We start from the raw sequence: 14,857 nt of genomic DNA, 5'->3' as shown, positions 1-14,857 counted from the left end.
CTCTGGAGCCGTTGGCCAGTGCGCTCGGGGTGAGTCCCGTCGTAGAGGAGCGACTGGTCGAGGTCGACTACGGCGACTGGACCGGCAGGCAAATCTCGGAACTGGTCAAGGAGCCGTTGTGGTCGGTAGTCCAGCAACAGCCCAGCGCGGCGGTGTTCCCCGGCGGTGAGGGGCTGGCTCAGGTTCAGGCCCGGGCGGTGGCGGCGGTTCGCGAACATGACCGCAGGCTCGCTGCCGAACACGGTGCCGATGTGCTCTGGGTGGCCTGTACGCACGGGGACGTGATCAAGGCCGTGCTGGCCGACGCGCTGGGCACCCACCTCGACAGCTTCCAGCGCATCACCGCCGACCCGGCCTCGATGAGCGTGATCCGCTACACCGAACTTCGTCCTTTCGTCGTGCACGTCAACCACACCGGTGCGCAGTTGGCATCGGCCTTGACCGCCCTCGCGCGTCCGGTGGACAGTTCTGGGGACGCGGTTGTCGGCGGGTCGACCGACTGACGTGGCACCGACGATGTGGCTGCTGTGCTGTGGGTTTGCTTTGGCTTTCCGTTGACACCGGTATTTTGGGGGTAACCATGACCCGCGCAATCCACGTCTTCCGCACCCCGGACCGGTTCGTCGCCGGGACGGTGGGGCAACCCGGCAATCGGACGTTCTACCTGCAGGCGGTGCACGATAAGCGGGTGGTGTCGGTGGTTCTGGAGAAGCAGCAAGTGGCGGTGCTGGCCGAGCGGATCGGGGCACTGCTGGCCGAAGTGCATCGCCGGTTCGGTACCCCAATGCCGCCGGAGAGCGATGTGGAGGATCTCAGCCCGTTGCTCACCCCGGTCGACGCCGAGTTCCGGGTGGGGACGATGGGCTTGGGCTGGGATGCCGAGGCGCAGAGTGTCGTTGTCGAATTGTTGGCGGTCAGCGACACCGCATTCGACGCGTCGGTGATTCTCGACGACGCCGAGGAGGGTCCGGACGCGGTGCGGGTGTTCCTGTCCCCGGAATATGCCCAGCAGTTCGCCGCCCGGTCTCAGCGGCTGATCTCCGCAGGCCGGCCGCCGTGCCCGCTCTGCGACGAACCCCTGGACCCCGACGGGCACCTCTGTGTGCGCACCAACGGCTATCGCCGCGCCCCGCTCTACGGGGATATCGCCGGGGACGACATGGGCGGCGACACCGGCGACGACACGGGCGGCGACACCGGGGACGACACCGGGGACGACCCGGCGTCGTGACAATCCCGTCCCGCGACACCTTGCAGCACGGCGAGTTGGCCGTTGTCGGTCGTATCCGGTCGGCCAGCAACGCCACCTTCCTCTGCGAGGCGCGGTTTGAGGACCGCGTTGAACAGTGCGTCTACAAGCCGATCGCCGGTGAACAGCCGCTCTGGGATTTTCCCGACGGCACACTGGCCGGCCGGGAATACGGGGCGTTCCTGATTTCTGAGGCGCTGGACTGGAATATCGTGCCGCACACCATCATTCGGCAGGGTCCTGCGGGTCTGGGGATGGTGCAGGCCTGGGTGGAGCAGCCCGAAGATCCGTCGGGTACGGGTCTGGTCGACCTGTGTCCGGCCGATTCGGTCCCGGAGGGTTATCTCGCGGTCCTCACCGCCTACGACTACGCCGGCGGGGAGGTGTCACTGGTGCATGCCGACGACCCGGGGCTGCGCAGGATGGCCGTCTTCGACGTGATCGTCAACAACGCCGACCGTAAGGGCGGCCACATCCTGACCGGCTCCGATGGGGTGGTGTACGGGGTGGATCACGGCATCTCGCTGCACACCCACGACAAGCTGCGAACAGTGCTGTGGGGCTGGGCCGGTAAGCCGATCGACGACGAAACCCTCGAGTCGCTGCGCGGCCTGGAGAACCGCCTGGGTGGAAAACTGGGCAGCCGGCTGCGGCGGCACATCACAGCCGCGGAAGTGGACGCGTTATGTCGTCGTGTCCGTGCAGTGGTGGCCGACCCGGTGATGCCCACTCCGGCCGGCCGCCAACCGCTGCCCTGGCCGGCGTTCTGATCCCCGGCGGCGGCGCGACCGGTCGCTGCTCGGACGTGGTGCGAGGCCGTTGTCGCCGGGTGAAGTCCAGGATGACCGCCCCCCACGCCAGGATCGCCGTACCCAGAACCATGCCGCCGAGGAGGTCGGCGAAGGTGTGCGCGCCGGTGAAGATCGCGAGGCCGACGACGACGAGCACGCTCTCGGCGACCAGAAACCCGAGCGACACCTTCGCAAGGCGACTGTCTCCGGCAGCCAGACATACCGCGATCATTCCGAACAGTGTGGTGGCGACGGTGACGTGGCCGGACGGGAACGAATGCGGATAAATCGTGGCTTTGAGGGTCTCCTCGACCCCCACGCCCACCCCGACCGCCCCGGTGACCAGGACCAGCGCGACCGGTGATCGCATCCGCAACGAAAGCAGTGAGCCGCTGAGCACTGCCGCGATCAGGGCATGGAGTGGGTCACCGAGGAACCGCCAGAGTTCGACCGCCAACTCGCCCCGGCGGTCGGTGCGGTGCTTGTCGCTCCAGTTCTCCAGCGCGGTGTCGATCGACACCAACCAGTCGGCGTTCATCCCGACCGTCAGGGCACCCAGTAACGCGGACAGGCCGGCGGCCACCAGAACCAGCGCCACCCGGCCTCGGGTGAACACGGCCGCCAGCAGCAAGCACCCGGCTACGGCGGCGACGATCAGTGCAAACAGTGTGGGTGTGATCGCCCCATTCTGGCCCACAGTCACCCGCTGCGCCGCATGCAGGCCTACTGGCCGGTTGGCAGCGGCTCCCAGTGCATGATGCCGCTGTCGGCTTCCAGCGAAAGGTGCAGCTTGCCGTCGGAGAGCAGGTAGCTGCGCACCCGGTCCAGGGCCGCCGCGACCTGGGCGTCGTTGGAGGGCTGCGGACACATCATCTTCGTCAGGGCGATCGGCCCGAAGCTCAGCGAGCCCGAATCGGCCGACCCTGCTTCGCTGGTCCAGGTGGAGTTGCCGCGGTTACAGTCCACCCGGAAACCCGCCTTGCCGTCATCGCCGAACGTCACGGTGTACTCGGCGGGAGCCTCAATCGTGGTGCTGGGTTGTTCGTCGCTCATCGACTCGATGCTCAGCAGCTGCCAGGTGGTGCCGATCAGCGGAACCGGCGCGGGTTTCGATCCGCAGGCGGCGATGCCGAACAGGGTGGTGACCGTCAGGGCCCCGACGGTGAGGACGTTACGCATGCCGGCAAATTTACCGTCCGCCGGTGCGGGGTCCCGGGCGACGCCACACCGACGGTTCGGAGATACTTGCGGGGTGAGTCGCACCGACGCCGAACTGGCCGCTGATCTGGCCCAGGAGGCGGGTCGGCTGCTGCTGGCGGTCCGCGAGGAGGTGGGCCATGATTTCCCGCCCGCCCTCGGTGACGCCGGCGACGTCCGGGCCAACGATTTGCTGTTGCGCCGGCTGCGGTCGGAGCGGCCCGGCGACGCGGTGCTCTCCGAGGAGGCGCACGACGATCTGGCCCGGCTGCGTGCCGACCGGGTGTGGATCATCGATCCCCTTGACGGCACCCGTGAGTTCTCCATGCCGCGCCGGGAGGATTGGGCCGTGCATGTCGCGCTGTGGCAGCGGACATCCGGTTCCGACGGGGTGATCACCGACGCGGCGGTGGCGCTGCCGGCACTGGGAGAGGTGCACCGCAGCGACACCGTCAACCCGCCGCCACCGGCACCGGCCGGGCCGATCCGCATCGTTGCCAGCGCCAATGCGGCGTTGTGGCTGTTGCGCGATCGGCTCGACATCGAGTTCATCCGGATCGGTTCAGCGGGAGCCAAGGCGATGGCGGTGGTCCGTGGCGATGCCGACGCCTACATTCACGCTGGCGGCCAGTGGGAGTGGGACTCAGCGGCACCCGCCGGTGTGGTGAAAGCCGCAGGCCTGTACGCCACCCGGCTCGACGGATCCCCGCTGCGCTACAACCAGCCCGATCCCTACCTGCCGGACTTCTTGATGTGCCGGCCAGAGGTGGCCGAGATGTTGCTCGACGCGATCTGGCTGGCCAGCTGATGCGGTCCTGGTCAACCGCCGACGTCCCCGAACTGTCCGGCCGGGGTCCGCAACTGCGTCTCTACGACAGCGCGGATCGGGGCGTCCGACCCACCGCGCCGGGGCCCACGGCCACCATGTACGTCTGCGGGATCACCCCCTACGACGCCACCCACCTGGGCCACGCCGCCACTTATCTGGCCTTTGACCTGGTCTACCGGGTGTGGCTGGACAACGGCCATCGGGTGCATTACGTGCAGAACGTCACCGACGTCGACGACCCGCTGTTCGAGCGGGCCGAGCGCGACGGGGTGGACTGGCGTGAGCTGGGAACCCGGGAAACCCAACTGTTTCGGGAGGATATGGCCGCCCTGCGGGTGCTGCCGCCGCAGGACTACGTCGCCGCCACCGAGGCAATCGACGAGGTCATCGAGATGGTGGAGAAACTGCTGGCATCCGGTGCGGCCTACATCGTCGACGACCCGGTTAACCCGGACGTGTACTTCCGGGCCGACGCCGGTATCCAGTTCGGGTACGAGTCCAACTATGACCGTGCCACCATGCTGCGGTTGTTCGCCGAGCGCGGGGGAGACCCGCAGCGCCCCGGGAAGACCGACCCGCTAGACGCACTGCTCTGGCGGACTCACCGCACAGGGGAGCCAAGCTGGCCCTCTCCGTTCGGGGCCGGGCGTCCAGGTTGGCACATCGAGTGCGCCGCAATCGCGCTGAGCCGCATCGGTTTTGGATTCGATGTCCAAGGCGGGGGCAGCGACCTTATCTTCCCGCACCACGAGTTCTCCGCCGCGCACGCTGAATGCGCCACCGGTCAGCGCCGCTTCGCCCGGCACTATGTGCACGCCGGCATGATCGGTTGGGACGGCCACAAGATGTCCAAAAGTCGCGGCAATCTGGTGCTCGTCTCGGCGTTGCGGGCCCAGGGCATCGATCCCGCGGCAATCCGGCTGGGCCTGTTGGCCGGGCACTACCGTGCCGACCGGTTCTGGAGCGACGGGTTGCTCACCGAGGCTGTTGCGCGGCTGCGGCGGTGGCGTTCGGCAACGGCTCTGGCCTCCGCTCCGGATGCAGGTGATCTGGTCGCCCGAGTCCGCCGCTATCTTGCCGATGATCTCGACACTCCGAAAGCCCTTGCCGCCGTAGACGGCTGGGTCGACGATGCGCTGGAATACGGCGGACGCGATGCAGCCGCGCCGGGATTGGTGGGGGCCGCACTGGACGCCCTACTGGGCATTCGTTAGATGAGTGTCGATCGCCCCATGGGTTAGGTTGAACCATGCGTAAGTGGATTGTCCTGGTCGTAGCCCTTCTCGTCGCTGCCCTGACTGGCTGCGCTACCTCGGCCAATCAGGCCGAACAGACTGGGGTCACGTCGGTTCCATCGCGTCCCGGCGGTCCGGTCACCCCCGACCAGGCCCGCGAGATCGCCAAGGAGGCCTACATCTACGGCTTCCCGATGGTCGACAGCTACCGGATCCAATACTCTTATTTCATCGACCCATCGAGCCCAGAGTACAAGGGTCCGTGGAACCAGGTACACAGTGTGGCAAGGGTTTTCACCCCGGCCGACACCGCGGTCCAGAGCCCGAACTCAGACACCCCCTACTCGATGCTGGGCGCGGACCTGCGTGCGGAGCCGCTGGTGCTGTTCGTCCCGCCGATCGACTCCGACCGCTACTACTCGCTGCAGTTCATCGACGGTTACACCGCCAACTTCGCCTATGTCGGAAGTCGCGCCACCGGCACCGAAGGCGGCCTGTTTCTGCTCGCGGGGCCCAACTGGAGCGGGCCCAAGCCGGACGGGATCAAAGAGGTCATCAAGTCCGACACCGATTTCGCCCTGGTGGCCTATCGGACCCAGTTGTTCGGTCCGGACGATCTGGAGAGCGTCAAGAAGATTCAGACCGGGTATAAAGCCGAGTCGCTGTCCAGCTTCCTCAATAGGGGCACCGCGGCCGAGGCGCCGGCCATCGAGTGGCCCACCCCGCTGTCGCCGGAGGACCAGAAGACCTCGTTGCGGTTCTTCGACCTGCTCGACTTCCAATTGAAGTACGCCCCCGTCATGGATTCCGAGAGGGAACTACGGGCGCGGTTCGCGTCGATCGGCCTCACCGGTGACGGAAAGTTCAAGTCCGAGAGCCTTTCCCCGGAGATGGCTGAGGCGTTCAAGGCCGGCATGGCCGATGCCTGGACCGAGTTCGCCACCTTCAAGAAGGACAAGATCGACACCGGCGAGGTGAAGTCGGGGGACCTGTTCGGGGCGAAGGAGGACCTCAAGGGCAACTACCTGTACCGGATGGCGGCGGCTGTGATCGGTATCTACGGGAACTCTAAGCAAGAGGCCATCTACCCGGTGCTGTCCACCGACTCCGACGGTGCCCCGCTCACCGGTACCAACAGGTACACCCTGACGTTTCCGGACGGTCAGTTGCCGCCGGCGAACGCCTTCTGGTCGGTGACCATGTACAAGCTGCCGGAGTCGCTGCTGGTGGACAACCCCATCAACCGCTACGTCATCAACTCACCGATGCTGCCCGACCTGGTGAGGAATCCCGACGGCAGCATGACGCTCTACATCCAGAACAGTCCGCCGGAGTCCGATAAGCAGGCCAACTGGCTGCCCGCGCCGCCGGGACCGTTCCAAGTCTTCATGCGGGTGTACTGGCCCAAACCCGAGGCACTCGACGGCACCTGGCAGCCGCCGAAACTGGTGAACGTCGGCTGACTCGACCTGTCCCGGTTGCTGCTCAAAGCACTGCCGTCCCGTAGCTGCCCACCTGACTGACCAGGTAGCGCAGTTGGTCGGTGGCCGAGCCGAAGGTCTGCTCGATGGCGGTCAGTCGCGCGGCGTAGTGCGCGATCGGGTACTCGGCGGTGACACCGATTCCGCCGTGCAACTGGATTGACTCCTCGGCGATGTGCTTGCCGGAGCGGGCGATCTGCAACTTGGCGCGGGAGGCCACTACCGGGTCGAACCGGCCGTCGGCGATAGACATCGCCAGGTAGTAACTCATGCTGCGGGCCAGTTCCAGCGACACGTACATATCCGCGGCGCGCTGGGTCAGGGTTTGGAAGGTTTTCAGTGGAACCCCGAACTGCTTGCGGGTCTTGAGGTAATCCGTTGTCAGACGGAGTGATTCGTCCATAACCCCGACTGCCTCGGCGCACAGCGCCGATTGGAACCTGATGACCGCCGCCTCGATGTCGTCGCTGGCGTCCCCACCGGCACCGAGTGGTTGAGCCGGGGTGTCGTTCAGGGTGATCTCGGCCCCGCGCTGACCGTCGAACGTGCGGTAGCCGTGCCGGGTGACCGCTGTGCCGTCATTGCCGGCGTCCACCAGGAAAAGTCCTGGACCGCCGGCCGGCAGTGCGGCACTGACCAGCAGGATGTCGGCACTGTCACCGGCCAGCACCGGGTTCTTGCGGCCCGAGAGGGTCCACGATCCGCCCTCGTCGGTGGCCCGGGTGGTCAGCTGGCTGGCACCGCGCCGACCTGGTTCGGTGTGCGCGAAGGCCAGCAGCCGATCGCCGCTCGCCACCTCGTCGAGCAGGCCGCGCTGCTCGGCTGACCCGTGCTCGGCGATCACCGCGCCGGGGATCAACGCCGCCGCCGCGACCGGCTCGGGGGCCAGCCTCCGGCCGAACTCGGTCATCACCACCATCACCTCGATGGGGCCGGACGCATCGGGGTCCCCGGGGGATTCCAAGCCGAGGCCGAGGATGCCGATTTCGGCAAGCTGACCCCACACGTCTTCGCTCCAGCCGGGTCCGGAATCGAGAGAGGCGTCGACAACCTTGTTGCGTTTCTCGGTGTCGTAGGCGCGGGCGAGGACATCACGGGTGGTGTCGGCGAGCAGCTGCTGCTCTTCGGTCAGGTCGAAGTTCACCGAATATCTCCTTACAGGCCCAAGATCGTCGAGGCGATGATGGTGCGTTGCACTTCATTGCTGCCGCCGTAGATCGAGGTCTTGCGGAAGTTGAGGTAGCGGGGGGCGGCGTGCTGCGCCCAGTCTGGGGAGTCGATGGTGTCGCCGGCCTCGAACGGCAGTGCGTCCGGCCCGGCGACCTCCACCAGCAGGTCGGTGACGGCCTGCTGTAGCTGGGTGCCGCGCAGTTTGAGAATCGACGATGCTGGGTTCGGCTTGCCGCTGGCCTCATCGCCGCTGACCCGCAGCTGGGTCAGCTCCAGGGCCAGTAGTTCGTTCTCGACCTCGGCCACCCGGGCGGCGAACAGCGGATCCTCCATGAGGGTGCTGCTGCCCAGCGGGGTTTTGGCCGCGCGCTCTTTGACCTCGGTCAGCCACACCTTGGTGGTGCCCACCCGCGCGATGCCGGTGCGCTCGTTGGACAGCAGGAACTTGGCGTAGCTCCATCCCGCGTTCTCCTCGCCGACAAGCAGGTCCGCCGGAACCCGGACATCCTCGAACCAGACCTCGTTGACTTCGTAGCTCCCGTCGATCAGCTTGATCGGGCGCACCGTGATACCGGGGGTGTTCATTTCGGCGAGGATGAAGGAGATGCCCGCCTGTTTCTTCGGCGCATTCGGGTCGGTACGGGCCAGCAGGAAAATCCAGTCGGCGAACTGGCCCAGCGTCGTCCAGGTCTTCTGGCCGTTGATGACATAGTGGTCACCGTCGCGGATCGCGGTGGTGCGCAACGACGCCAGATCAGATCCGGCCTCGGGTTCTGAGAAGCCCTGGCACCACCAGATATCCAGGTTGGCGGTCGCAGGTAGGAAGCGCTCCTTGAGTTCCTGGGAGCCGAACTGCGCGATCACCGGGCCGACCATGCTGGCGTTGAAGGCCAGCGGTTCCGGGACGCAAGCCATCCGCAGTTCCTCAGCCCAGATCTGGCGCTGCAGCGGAGTCCAGTCTTTGCCGCCCCATTCGACCGGCCAGTTCGGCACCGCCAGTCCGGCTTCGTTCAGGATCCGCATCGAGGTGACGGCGTCATCGGGATAGTTCAGGGCTTCGTTACGGGCCCGTTCCCGGATATCAGCCGGAAATTTGGTGGTGAAGAATTCGCGCAGTTCGTCGCGGAAGGCGGCGTCGGCGTCGCTGAGAGCGAGTTTCACGATGACTACCTCGATTCGGTGGGTGCCCCTGACAGCACGTTAGCGCAGAGGTAACGCCTCGTTGCCAGCGCTCCGCCGCTAGCGTCCGCGTCGGCGCAGGTAGCGCTCGAACTCTGCGGCCAAAGTGTCGCCGTCCACCTTCGACATCGCTTCGTTGACGTCGATCTCGGCGTCCCCGCGGGCTTCAAGGCTGGCGACGTAGTCGGCGATCTCATCGTCTTCCGCGGTCATCTCGGTGACCGCCTGTTCCCATTCCTCGGCTTGGGCCGGCAGATCGGCCAACGGCACCTCGATGTCGAGCACATCTTCCACGCGCCGCAGCAACGCGACGGTGGCCTTCGGATTGGGCGGCTGGGAGACGTAGTGCGGGACCGCCGCCCAGAACGTCACCGCGGGGATCCCGGCGGCCACACAGGCGTCCTGGAACACTCCGGCGATACCGGTGGGACCCTCGTATCGGGACTCCTGTAGGCCGAAGAACTTGGCCGACTCCGGGGAGTATGCCGCCCCGGACACCGGCACGGGGCGGGTGTGCGGGGTGTCGGCCAGCAGCGCCCCGAGAATGACGACGGTGTCGACGTTGAGTTTGTCGGCGATCGCGAGCAATTCCGCGCAGAAGCTGCGCCACCGCATGTTGGGTTCGACCCCGTGCATCAGCACGATGTCGCGGTCGCTGCCGGGCGGGCGGCAATGGGAGATCTGCATCGAGGGCCACACCAGTTCCCGCGTCACGCCGTCGACTTGCCGAATCACCGGGCGGTTCACCTGATAGTCGTAATAGGACTCGTCGTCGATCTCCAGCAGCGGTCTGGCACCCCAGATTTCGTCAAGGTGTTCCAGGGCGTCACTGGCTGCATCGCCGGCGTCATTCCAGCCCTCGAAGGCCGCGACGATCACGGTGTTGTGGAGTTCGGGCAGGCCGCGGTCCGCGTTGCCGCCACCGCCACCGCCACCGATCCAGTCCCGCGACGTCACGCATCCAGCCTAAGCCCTGCTGAACCGCGATGAGCCGGATCCATCACCAGCGCGAACGGCCGGCGGGTCGCAGTGACCGACGGCGTATAGTTCAAGGGTCGAGAGGCGTTGCAACGGGTTCGGGCTTCCCGGAATCCGCCACGCTCGGCAGAGTTAAGGACGCCTTCCGCTTCAGGAAGGATCAGATTTTGAGCGCCCCACACAACGATCGCCCAGGGCCCAATCTCCGGCCTGACTGCACCGACGAACTGACGGCCACTCTGCGTCGGCGGATCATGGTGATCGACGGCGCGATGGGCACCGCGATCCAGCGCGACCGGCCGGATGAGTCCGGCTACCGGGGTGAGCGTTTCAAGGACTGGCCCAGCGACCTCATCGGCAACAACGACCTGCTCACCCTGACCCAGCCGCACATCATCGAGGGGATCCACCGGGAGTACCTCGAGGCCGGCGCGGAGATCCTGGAAACCAACACGTTCAACGCCAACGCAGTCTCGCTCGCCGACTACGGCATGCAGGAGTTCGGCTACGAACTGAACTACGCCGGTGCCGCACTGGCCCGCAAGGCCTGTGACGAGTTCAGCACTGCTGAAGGGTCCGGGAGCCCCCGCTACGTCGCGGGCGCGATCGGACCGACGACACGGACCGCGTCGATCTCACCGGATGTCAACGACCCGGGTGCCCGCAACGTCTCCTACGACCAACTCGTGGCGGCCTACCTCGAAGCTGCCAACGGTCTGGTCGATGGTGGCGCCGACATCCTCATCGTCGAGACGATCTTCGACACGCTCAACGCCAAAGCAGCGGTGTTCGCCATCGAGACGCTGTTCGAAGAACGCGGACGGCGGTGGCCGGTGATCATCTCCGGCACCATCACCGACGCGTCGGGGCGGACATTGTCCGGTCAGGTCACCGAAGCGTTCTGGAACTCGATCAGACACGCCGAGCCGATCGCGGTGGGCCTGAACTGCGCGCTGGGGGCGCCTGAGATGCGGCCCTACATCGCCGAGTTGTCGCGGATCGCCGACACCTTCGTCTCCTGCTACCCCAACGCCGGCCTGCCGAATGCCTTCGGCGAGTACGACGAGTCTCCGGAGCGCCAAGCGAGCTACCTCGCCGAGTTCGCCAAGGACGGTTTGGTCAACCTGGTCGGCGGGTGCTGTGGAACCACCCCGGCGCACATCGCCGAAATCGCCAAGACCGTCGAGGCCGTGCCGCCGCGCCCGGTGCCGAACATCGCGGTGGCCACCCGGCTGTCCGGGCTGGAACCGCTCAACATCACCGACGAGTCGCTGTTCGTGAACATCGGTGAGCGCACCAACATCACCGGCTCTGCCCGGTTCCGCAACCTGATCAAAGCCGAGGACTACGACACCGCCCTGTCGGTGGCACTGCAACAGGTCGAGGTCGGCGCTCAGGTGATCGACATCAACATGGACGAGGGCATGATCGACGGCATCGCCGCGATGGACCGGTTCACCAAGCTGATCGCGGCCGAACCGGACATCAGCCGCGTCCCGGTGATGATCGACTCCTCCAAGTGGGAGGTCATCGAGACTGGCCTGAAGAACGTGCAGGGCAAGCCGATCGTCAACTCGATCTCGCTGAAGGAGGGCGCGGAGAAGTTCATCCGCGAGGCCCGGTTGTGCCGCAATTACGGCGCCGCGGTCGTGGTGATGGCGTTTGACGAGAAGGGTCAGGCGGACAACCTCGAGCGGCGCAAAGAAATCTGCGGCCGCGCCTACCGCATCCTCACCGAGCAGGTCGGCTTTCCCGCCGAAGACATCATCTTCGACCCGAACTGCTTCGCGCTCGCAACCGGTATCGAGGAGCACGCGGCCTACGGCATCGACTTCATCGAGGCCTGCGCCTGGATCAAGGAGAATCTGCCCGGGGTGCACATCTCCGGCGGCATCTCCAACGTGTCGTTCTCCTTTCGCGGCAACAACCCCGTCCGCGAGGCCATGCATGCGGTGTTCCTGTTCCACGCCATCAAGGCCGGACTGGACATGGGCATCGTCAACGCCGGCGCACTGGTGCCCTACGACTCCATCGATCCCGAATTGCGGGAACGTATCGAGGACGTCGTGCTGAACCGGCGCGCGGACGCCGCCGAGCGGTTGTTGGAGATCGCCGAGAAGTTCAACACGGTGGAGAAGGCGGAGGATCCGGCCGCGGCGCAGTGGCGCAGCCTGCCGGTCCGGGAGCGGATCACCCACGCCCTGGTCAAGGGGATCGACGCCCACGTCGACGAGGACACCGAGGAGTTGCGGGCCGAGATCGCCGCGGCGGGGGGACGGCCGATCGAGGTGATCGAGGGCCCGTTGATGGATGGCATGAACGTCGTCGGCGATCTGTTCGGCGCGGGCAAGATGTTCCTGCCCCAGGTGGTGAAGTCCGCGCGGGTGATGAAGAAGGCCGTCGCCTACCTGCTGCCCTACATCGAGGCGGAGAAGGCGCAGGCGAACGCAGCGACGGGCGATGGTCTAGAGCCGGGCGTCACCGGCAAGGACACCAACGGCACGATCATCATGGCGACGGTCAAAGGCGACGTGCACGACATCGGCAAGAACATCGTCGGGGTTGTGCTGCAGTGCAACAACTTCGAGGTGATCGACCTCGGGGTTATGGTGCCCGGCGAGAAAATTCTGGCTGCAGCCGAAGAGTACGACGCCGACATCATCGGGCTATCCGGCTTGATCACCCCGTCGCTGGACGAGATGGTCAACGTCGCCGTCGAGATGGAACGGCGGGGACTTCAGATCCCACTGCTGATCGGCGGCGCGACCACCTCGCGTGCCCACACGGCGGTGAAAATCGCGCCGCGGCGCAGCGGTCCGGTGGTGTGGGTCAAAGATGCGTCCCGCTCGGTGCCGGTCGCCGCAGCGCTGCTCGACGATAGGCAACGTCCCGGGCTGTTGGAGGCGACCGCGGCCGACTACGCGTCGCTGCGGGAACGGCACGCGCAGAAAAACGAGCGGCCGACGCTGACGCTGGAGAAGGCCCGGGCGAACCGGACGCCGATCGACTGGGACGGGTACACCCCGCCGGTGCCCGCCGTCGGCGTCGGTGTGCGGGAGTTTCTCGACTACGACATCGCCGAGCTGCGCGAGTACATCGACTGGCAGCCGTTCTTCAACGCCTGGGAGATGAAGGGGCGCTTCCCCGACATCCTCAACAACCCGGCCACCGGCGAGACCGCCCGAAAGCTGTACGCCGACGCCCAGACGATGCTCGACACCCTGATCAAGGAGAAGTGGCTGACCGCCAACGGGGTGATCGGCTTCTTCCCGGCAAACGCCGCCGGAGACGACATCGAGGTCTACACCGATGAAACTCGCACTGAGGTCCTGACGACGCTGCACAACCTGCGCCAGCAGGGCGAGCACCGTAACGGCATCCCGAACCGGTCGATGGGCGACTTCATCGCGCCCAAGGAAACCGGTCTGGCCGACCACGTCGGCGCCTTCGCCGTCACCACGGGACTGGGCAGCCACCACAAGATCGCGGAGTTCAAGGCAGACCACGACGACTACAACGCAATCTTGCTGGAGTCCCTCGCAGATCGGCTGGCCGAGGCGTTCGCCGAGCGGATGCACCAACGGGTGCGCACCGAGTTCTGGGCGTACCAGCCCGATGAGCATCTCGACAACGAGGCGCTGATTGGTGAGCGGTACGTGGGCATCCGGCCTGCACCCGGCTACCCGGCCTGCCCGGAACACACCGAGAAGGAGACGCTCTTCGCGTTGCTGGACGTCACCCGCAGGACCGGCATCGAGCTGACCGAGTCCATGGCGATGTGGCCGGGTGCCGCCGTCAGCGGCTGGTACTACTCGCACCCGCAGTCGCAGTACTTCGTCGTCGGCCGGCTGGCCCAGGATCAGGTCGCCGACTACGCGCGGCGCAAGGGCTGGACGCTGGCCGAAGCCGAGCGCTGGCTGGGCCCTAACCTCGGCTACAACCCGGAGGATTGACCACCGCATGAAAGCCGTGCTGTTCGATATGGATGGCACCCTGGTCGACTCCGAGAAGCTCTGGGACATCTCCATGCAGGAGCTGTACGCGAGGTTCGGCGGGGTCATGACACCGGAGGTGCGTGCCGCCACCGTCGGCGGTTCGGCGGAAAGCGTCATCGGGCTCGTCTTCGCCGATCTTGGTCTGCCGCCGGACCCGCACGAGATGGCAGTTGTCGCTGACTGGATGCATGAGGTCACCGGCGAGCTGTTCGACGGGGGGCTGCCGTGGTGCGAGGGCGCCCGGGAACTTCTCGAGGAGTTGGCAGCGGCGGATATGCCGATGGCGCTGGTGACCAATACCCGCCGGGCGCTGACCGAACGGGCCCTGAACAGCATCGGCCGGCACTACTTCACCGTCTCTGTCTGCGGCGACGAAGTGCCCCGCGGAAAGCCCGCCCCTGACCCGTACCGGCAGGCAGCCGCGCTGCTGGGCCTGGAGCCGATGCACTGCCTGGCCATCGAAGACTCCGTCACCGGTGCGGCCTCGGCGGAGGGCGCCGGATGCCCCGTCCTGGTCGTACCCAACGATGTCGACGTTCCAGGCGGTCCGCGCCGCCGGCACGTGCCATCGCTGGCCCGCATCGATCTCGGCGATCTCCGGCGGATTTACCAGGATCTGGTGGATCCCGACATGCTGGCGTGAGCCCGGCCTGATCCCGGCCTGATCCCGAAAGCGGGTCGCGGCCCCTCACCGCGGTGGCCGATATGGGTGTCGGCGGCCCCACGGTGTGCCATCGTGATTGCTGGGACAGT

13 protein-coding genes are annotated in these 14,857 nt (G+C 66.4%); 8 read left to right on the top strand and 5 right to left on the bottom strand.

Annotation, left to right across the window (positions count from 1 at the left end; all coding sequences use genetic code 11):
- The 3 genes from ADBZ5N_RS01350 to ADBZ5N_RS01340 all read left to right on the top strand — a co-directional run.
- A partial coding sequence (locus ADBZ5N_RS01350) for an Rv2135c family putative phosphatase (RefSeq protein WP_526255689.1) occupies positions 1 to 503 on the top strand: 503 nt, incomplete at its 5' end.
- A gap of 77 nt (positions 504 to 580) precedes the next feature.
- A complete protein-coding gene (locus ADBZ5N_RS01345; RefSeq protein ID WP_526255688.1) occupies positions 581 to 1,231 on the top strand; it encodes an Rv2134c family protein in 651 nt (216 codons plus the stop codon).
- A complete protein-coding gene (locus ADBZ5N_RS01340; protein ID WP_526255687.1) occupies positions 1,228 to 2,019 on the top strand; it encodes an Rv2133c family protein in 792 nt (263 codons plus the stop codon). Before ADBZ5N_RS01345 ends, ADBZ5N_RS01340 begins: the two co-directional genes overlap by 4 nt.
- Here ADBZ5N_RS01340 and ADBZ5N_RS01335 read toward each other — a convergent pair.
- Both ADBZ5N_RS01335 and ADBZ5N_RS01330 read right to left on the bottom strand, forming a co-directional pair.
- Complete coding sequence (locus tag ADBZ5N_RS01335; protein ID WP_526255686.1) at positions 1,910 to 2,743, bottom strand: phosphatase PAP2 family protein; 834 nt, start codon at positions 2,741 to 2,743, stop codon at positions 1,910 to 1,912. The genes ADBZ5N_RS01340 and ADBZ5N_RS01335 overlap by 110 nt on opposite strands.
- Positions 2,744 to 2,763: 20 nt before the next feature.
- Positions 2,764 to 3,219, bottom strand: a complete 456-nt coding sequence (locus tag ADBZ5N_RS01330; RefSeq protein ID WP_526255685.1) for an META domain-containing protein — start codon at positions 3,217 to 3,219, stop codon at positions 2,764 to 2,766.
- 73 nt (positions 3,220 to 3,292) lie between these two features.
- On the opposite strand from ADBZ5N_RS01330, the gene ADBZ5N_RS01325 reads away from it, so the two are divergent.
- Genes ADBZ5N_RS01325 through ADBZ5N_RS01315 form a run of 3 tightly spaced genes read left to right on the top strand, consistent with a single transcriptional unit; the run spans position 3,293 to position 6,764 of the window.
- The gene (locus ADBZ5N_RS01325; protein ID WP_526255684.1) at positions 3,293 to 4,045 is read left to right on the top strand and encodes a 3'(2'),5'-bisphosphate nucleotidase CysQ; all 753 of its coding nucleotides are present in this window, start codon (positions 3,293 to 3,295) and stop codon (positions 4,043 to 4,045) included.
- Complete coding sequence (gene mshC / locus ADBZ5N_RS01320) at positions 4,045 to 5,280, top strand: cysteine--1-D-myo-inosityl 2-amino-2-deoxy-alpha-D-glucopyranoside ligase (RefSeq protein ID WP_526255683.1); 1,236 nt, start codon at positions 4,045 to 4,047, stop codon at positions 5,278 to 5,280. Before ADBZ5N_RS01325 ends, mshC begins: the two co-directional genes overlap by 1 nt.
- A gap of 35 nt (positions 5,281 to 5,315) precedes the next feature.
- On the top strand, positions 5,316 to 6,764 hold the full coding sequence (locus tag ADBZ5N_RS01315; protein ID WP_526255682.1) for a DUF1254 domain-containing protein: 1,449 nt from the start codon (positions 5,316 to 5,318) through the stop codon (positions 6,762 to 6,764).
- Between the two features lie 22 nt (positions 6,765 to 6,786).
- Here the strand turns inward: ADBZ5N_RS01315 and ADBZ5N_RS01310 are convergent, their stop codons facing one another.
- The 3 genes from ADBZ5N_RS01310 to ADBZ5N_RS01300 all read right to left on the bottom strand — a co-directional run bounded on the left by ADBZ5N_RS01310 (position 6,787) and on the right by ADBZ5N_RS01300 (position 10,070).
- Entirely contained in the window at positions 6,787 to 7,926 is a 1,140-nt protein-coding gene (locus ADBZ5N_RS01310) for an acyl-CoA dehydrogenase family protein (RefSeq protein ID WP_526255681.1), read from the bottom strand.
- A gap of 11 nt (positions 7,927 to 7,937) precedes the next feature.
- Entirely contained in the window at positions 7,938 to 9,113 is a 1,176-nt protein-coding gene (locus ADBZ5N_RS01305) for an acyl-CoA dehydrogenase family protein (RefSeq protein WP_526255680.1), read from the bottom strand.
- A 78-nt stretch (positions 9,114 to 9,191) separates the two neighbouring features.
- A complete protein-coding gene (locus tag ADBZ5N_RS01300; RefSeq protein WP_526255691.1) occupies positions 9,192 to 10,070 on the bottom strand; it encodes a PAC2 family protein in 879 nt (292 codons plus the stop codon).
- A 206-nt stretch (positions 10,071 to 10,276) separates the two neighbouring features.
- Here ADBZ5N_RS01300 and metH point away from each other — a divergent pair, with 206 nt between their 5' ends.
- Positions 10,277 to 14,062 (top strand): methionine synthase, encoded by a 3,786-nt coding sequence (gene metH, locus ADBZ5N_RS01295; protein WP_526255679.1) that lies wholly within the window; start codon positions 10,277 to 10,279, stop codon positions 14,060 to 14,062.
- A gap of 7 nt (positions 14,063 to 14,069) precedes the next feature.
- Positions 14,070 to 14,747, top strand: coding sequence for an HAD family hydrolase (locus ADBZ5N_RS01290; RefSeq protein ID WP_526255678.1), 678 nt, complete (start codon positions 14,070 to 14,072; stop codon positions 14,745 to 14,747).
- Positions 14,748 to 14,857: the final 110 nt, after the last annotated feature.

The sequence above is a fragment of the Mycobacterium sp. genome (assembly GCF_044370595.1).
Lineage (GTDB): Bacteria > Actinomycetota > Actinomycetes > Mycobacteriales > Mycobacteriaceae > Mycobacterium.
Note: the sequence above shows the minus strand (reverse complement) of the source record. Positions and strands in the feature narration are given on the sequence as shown.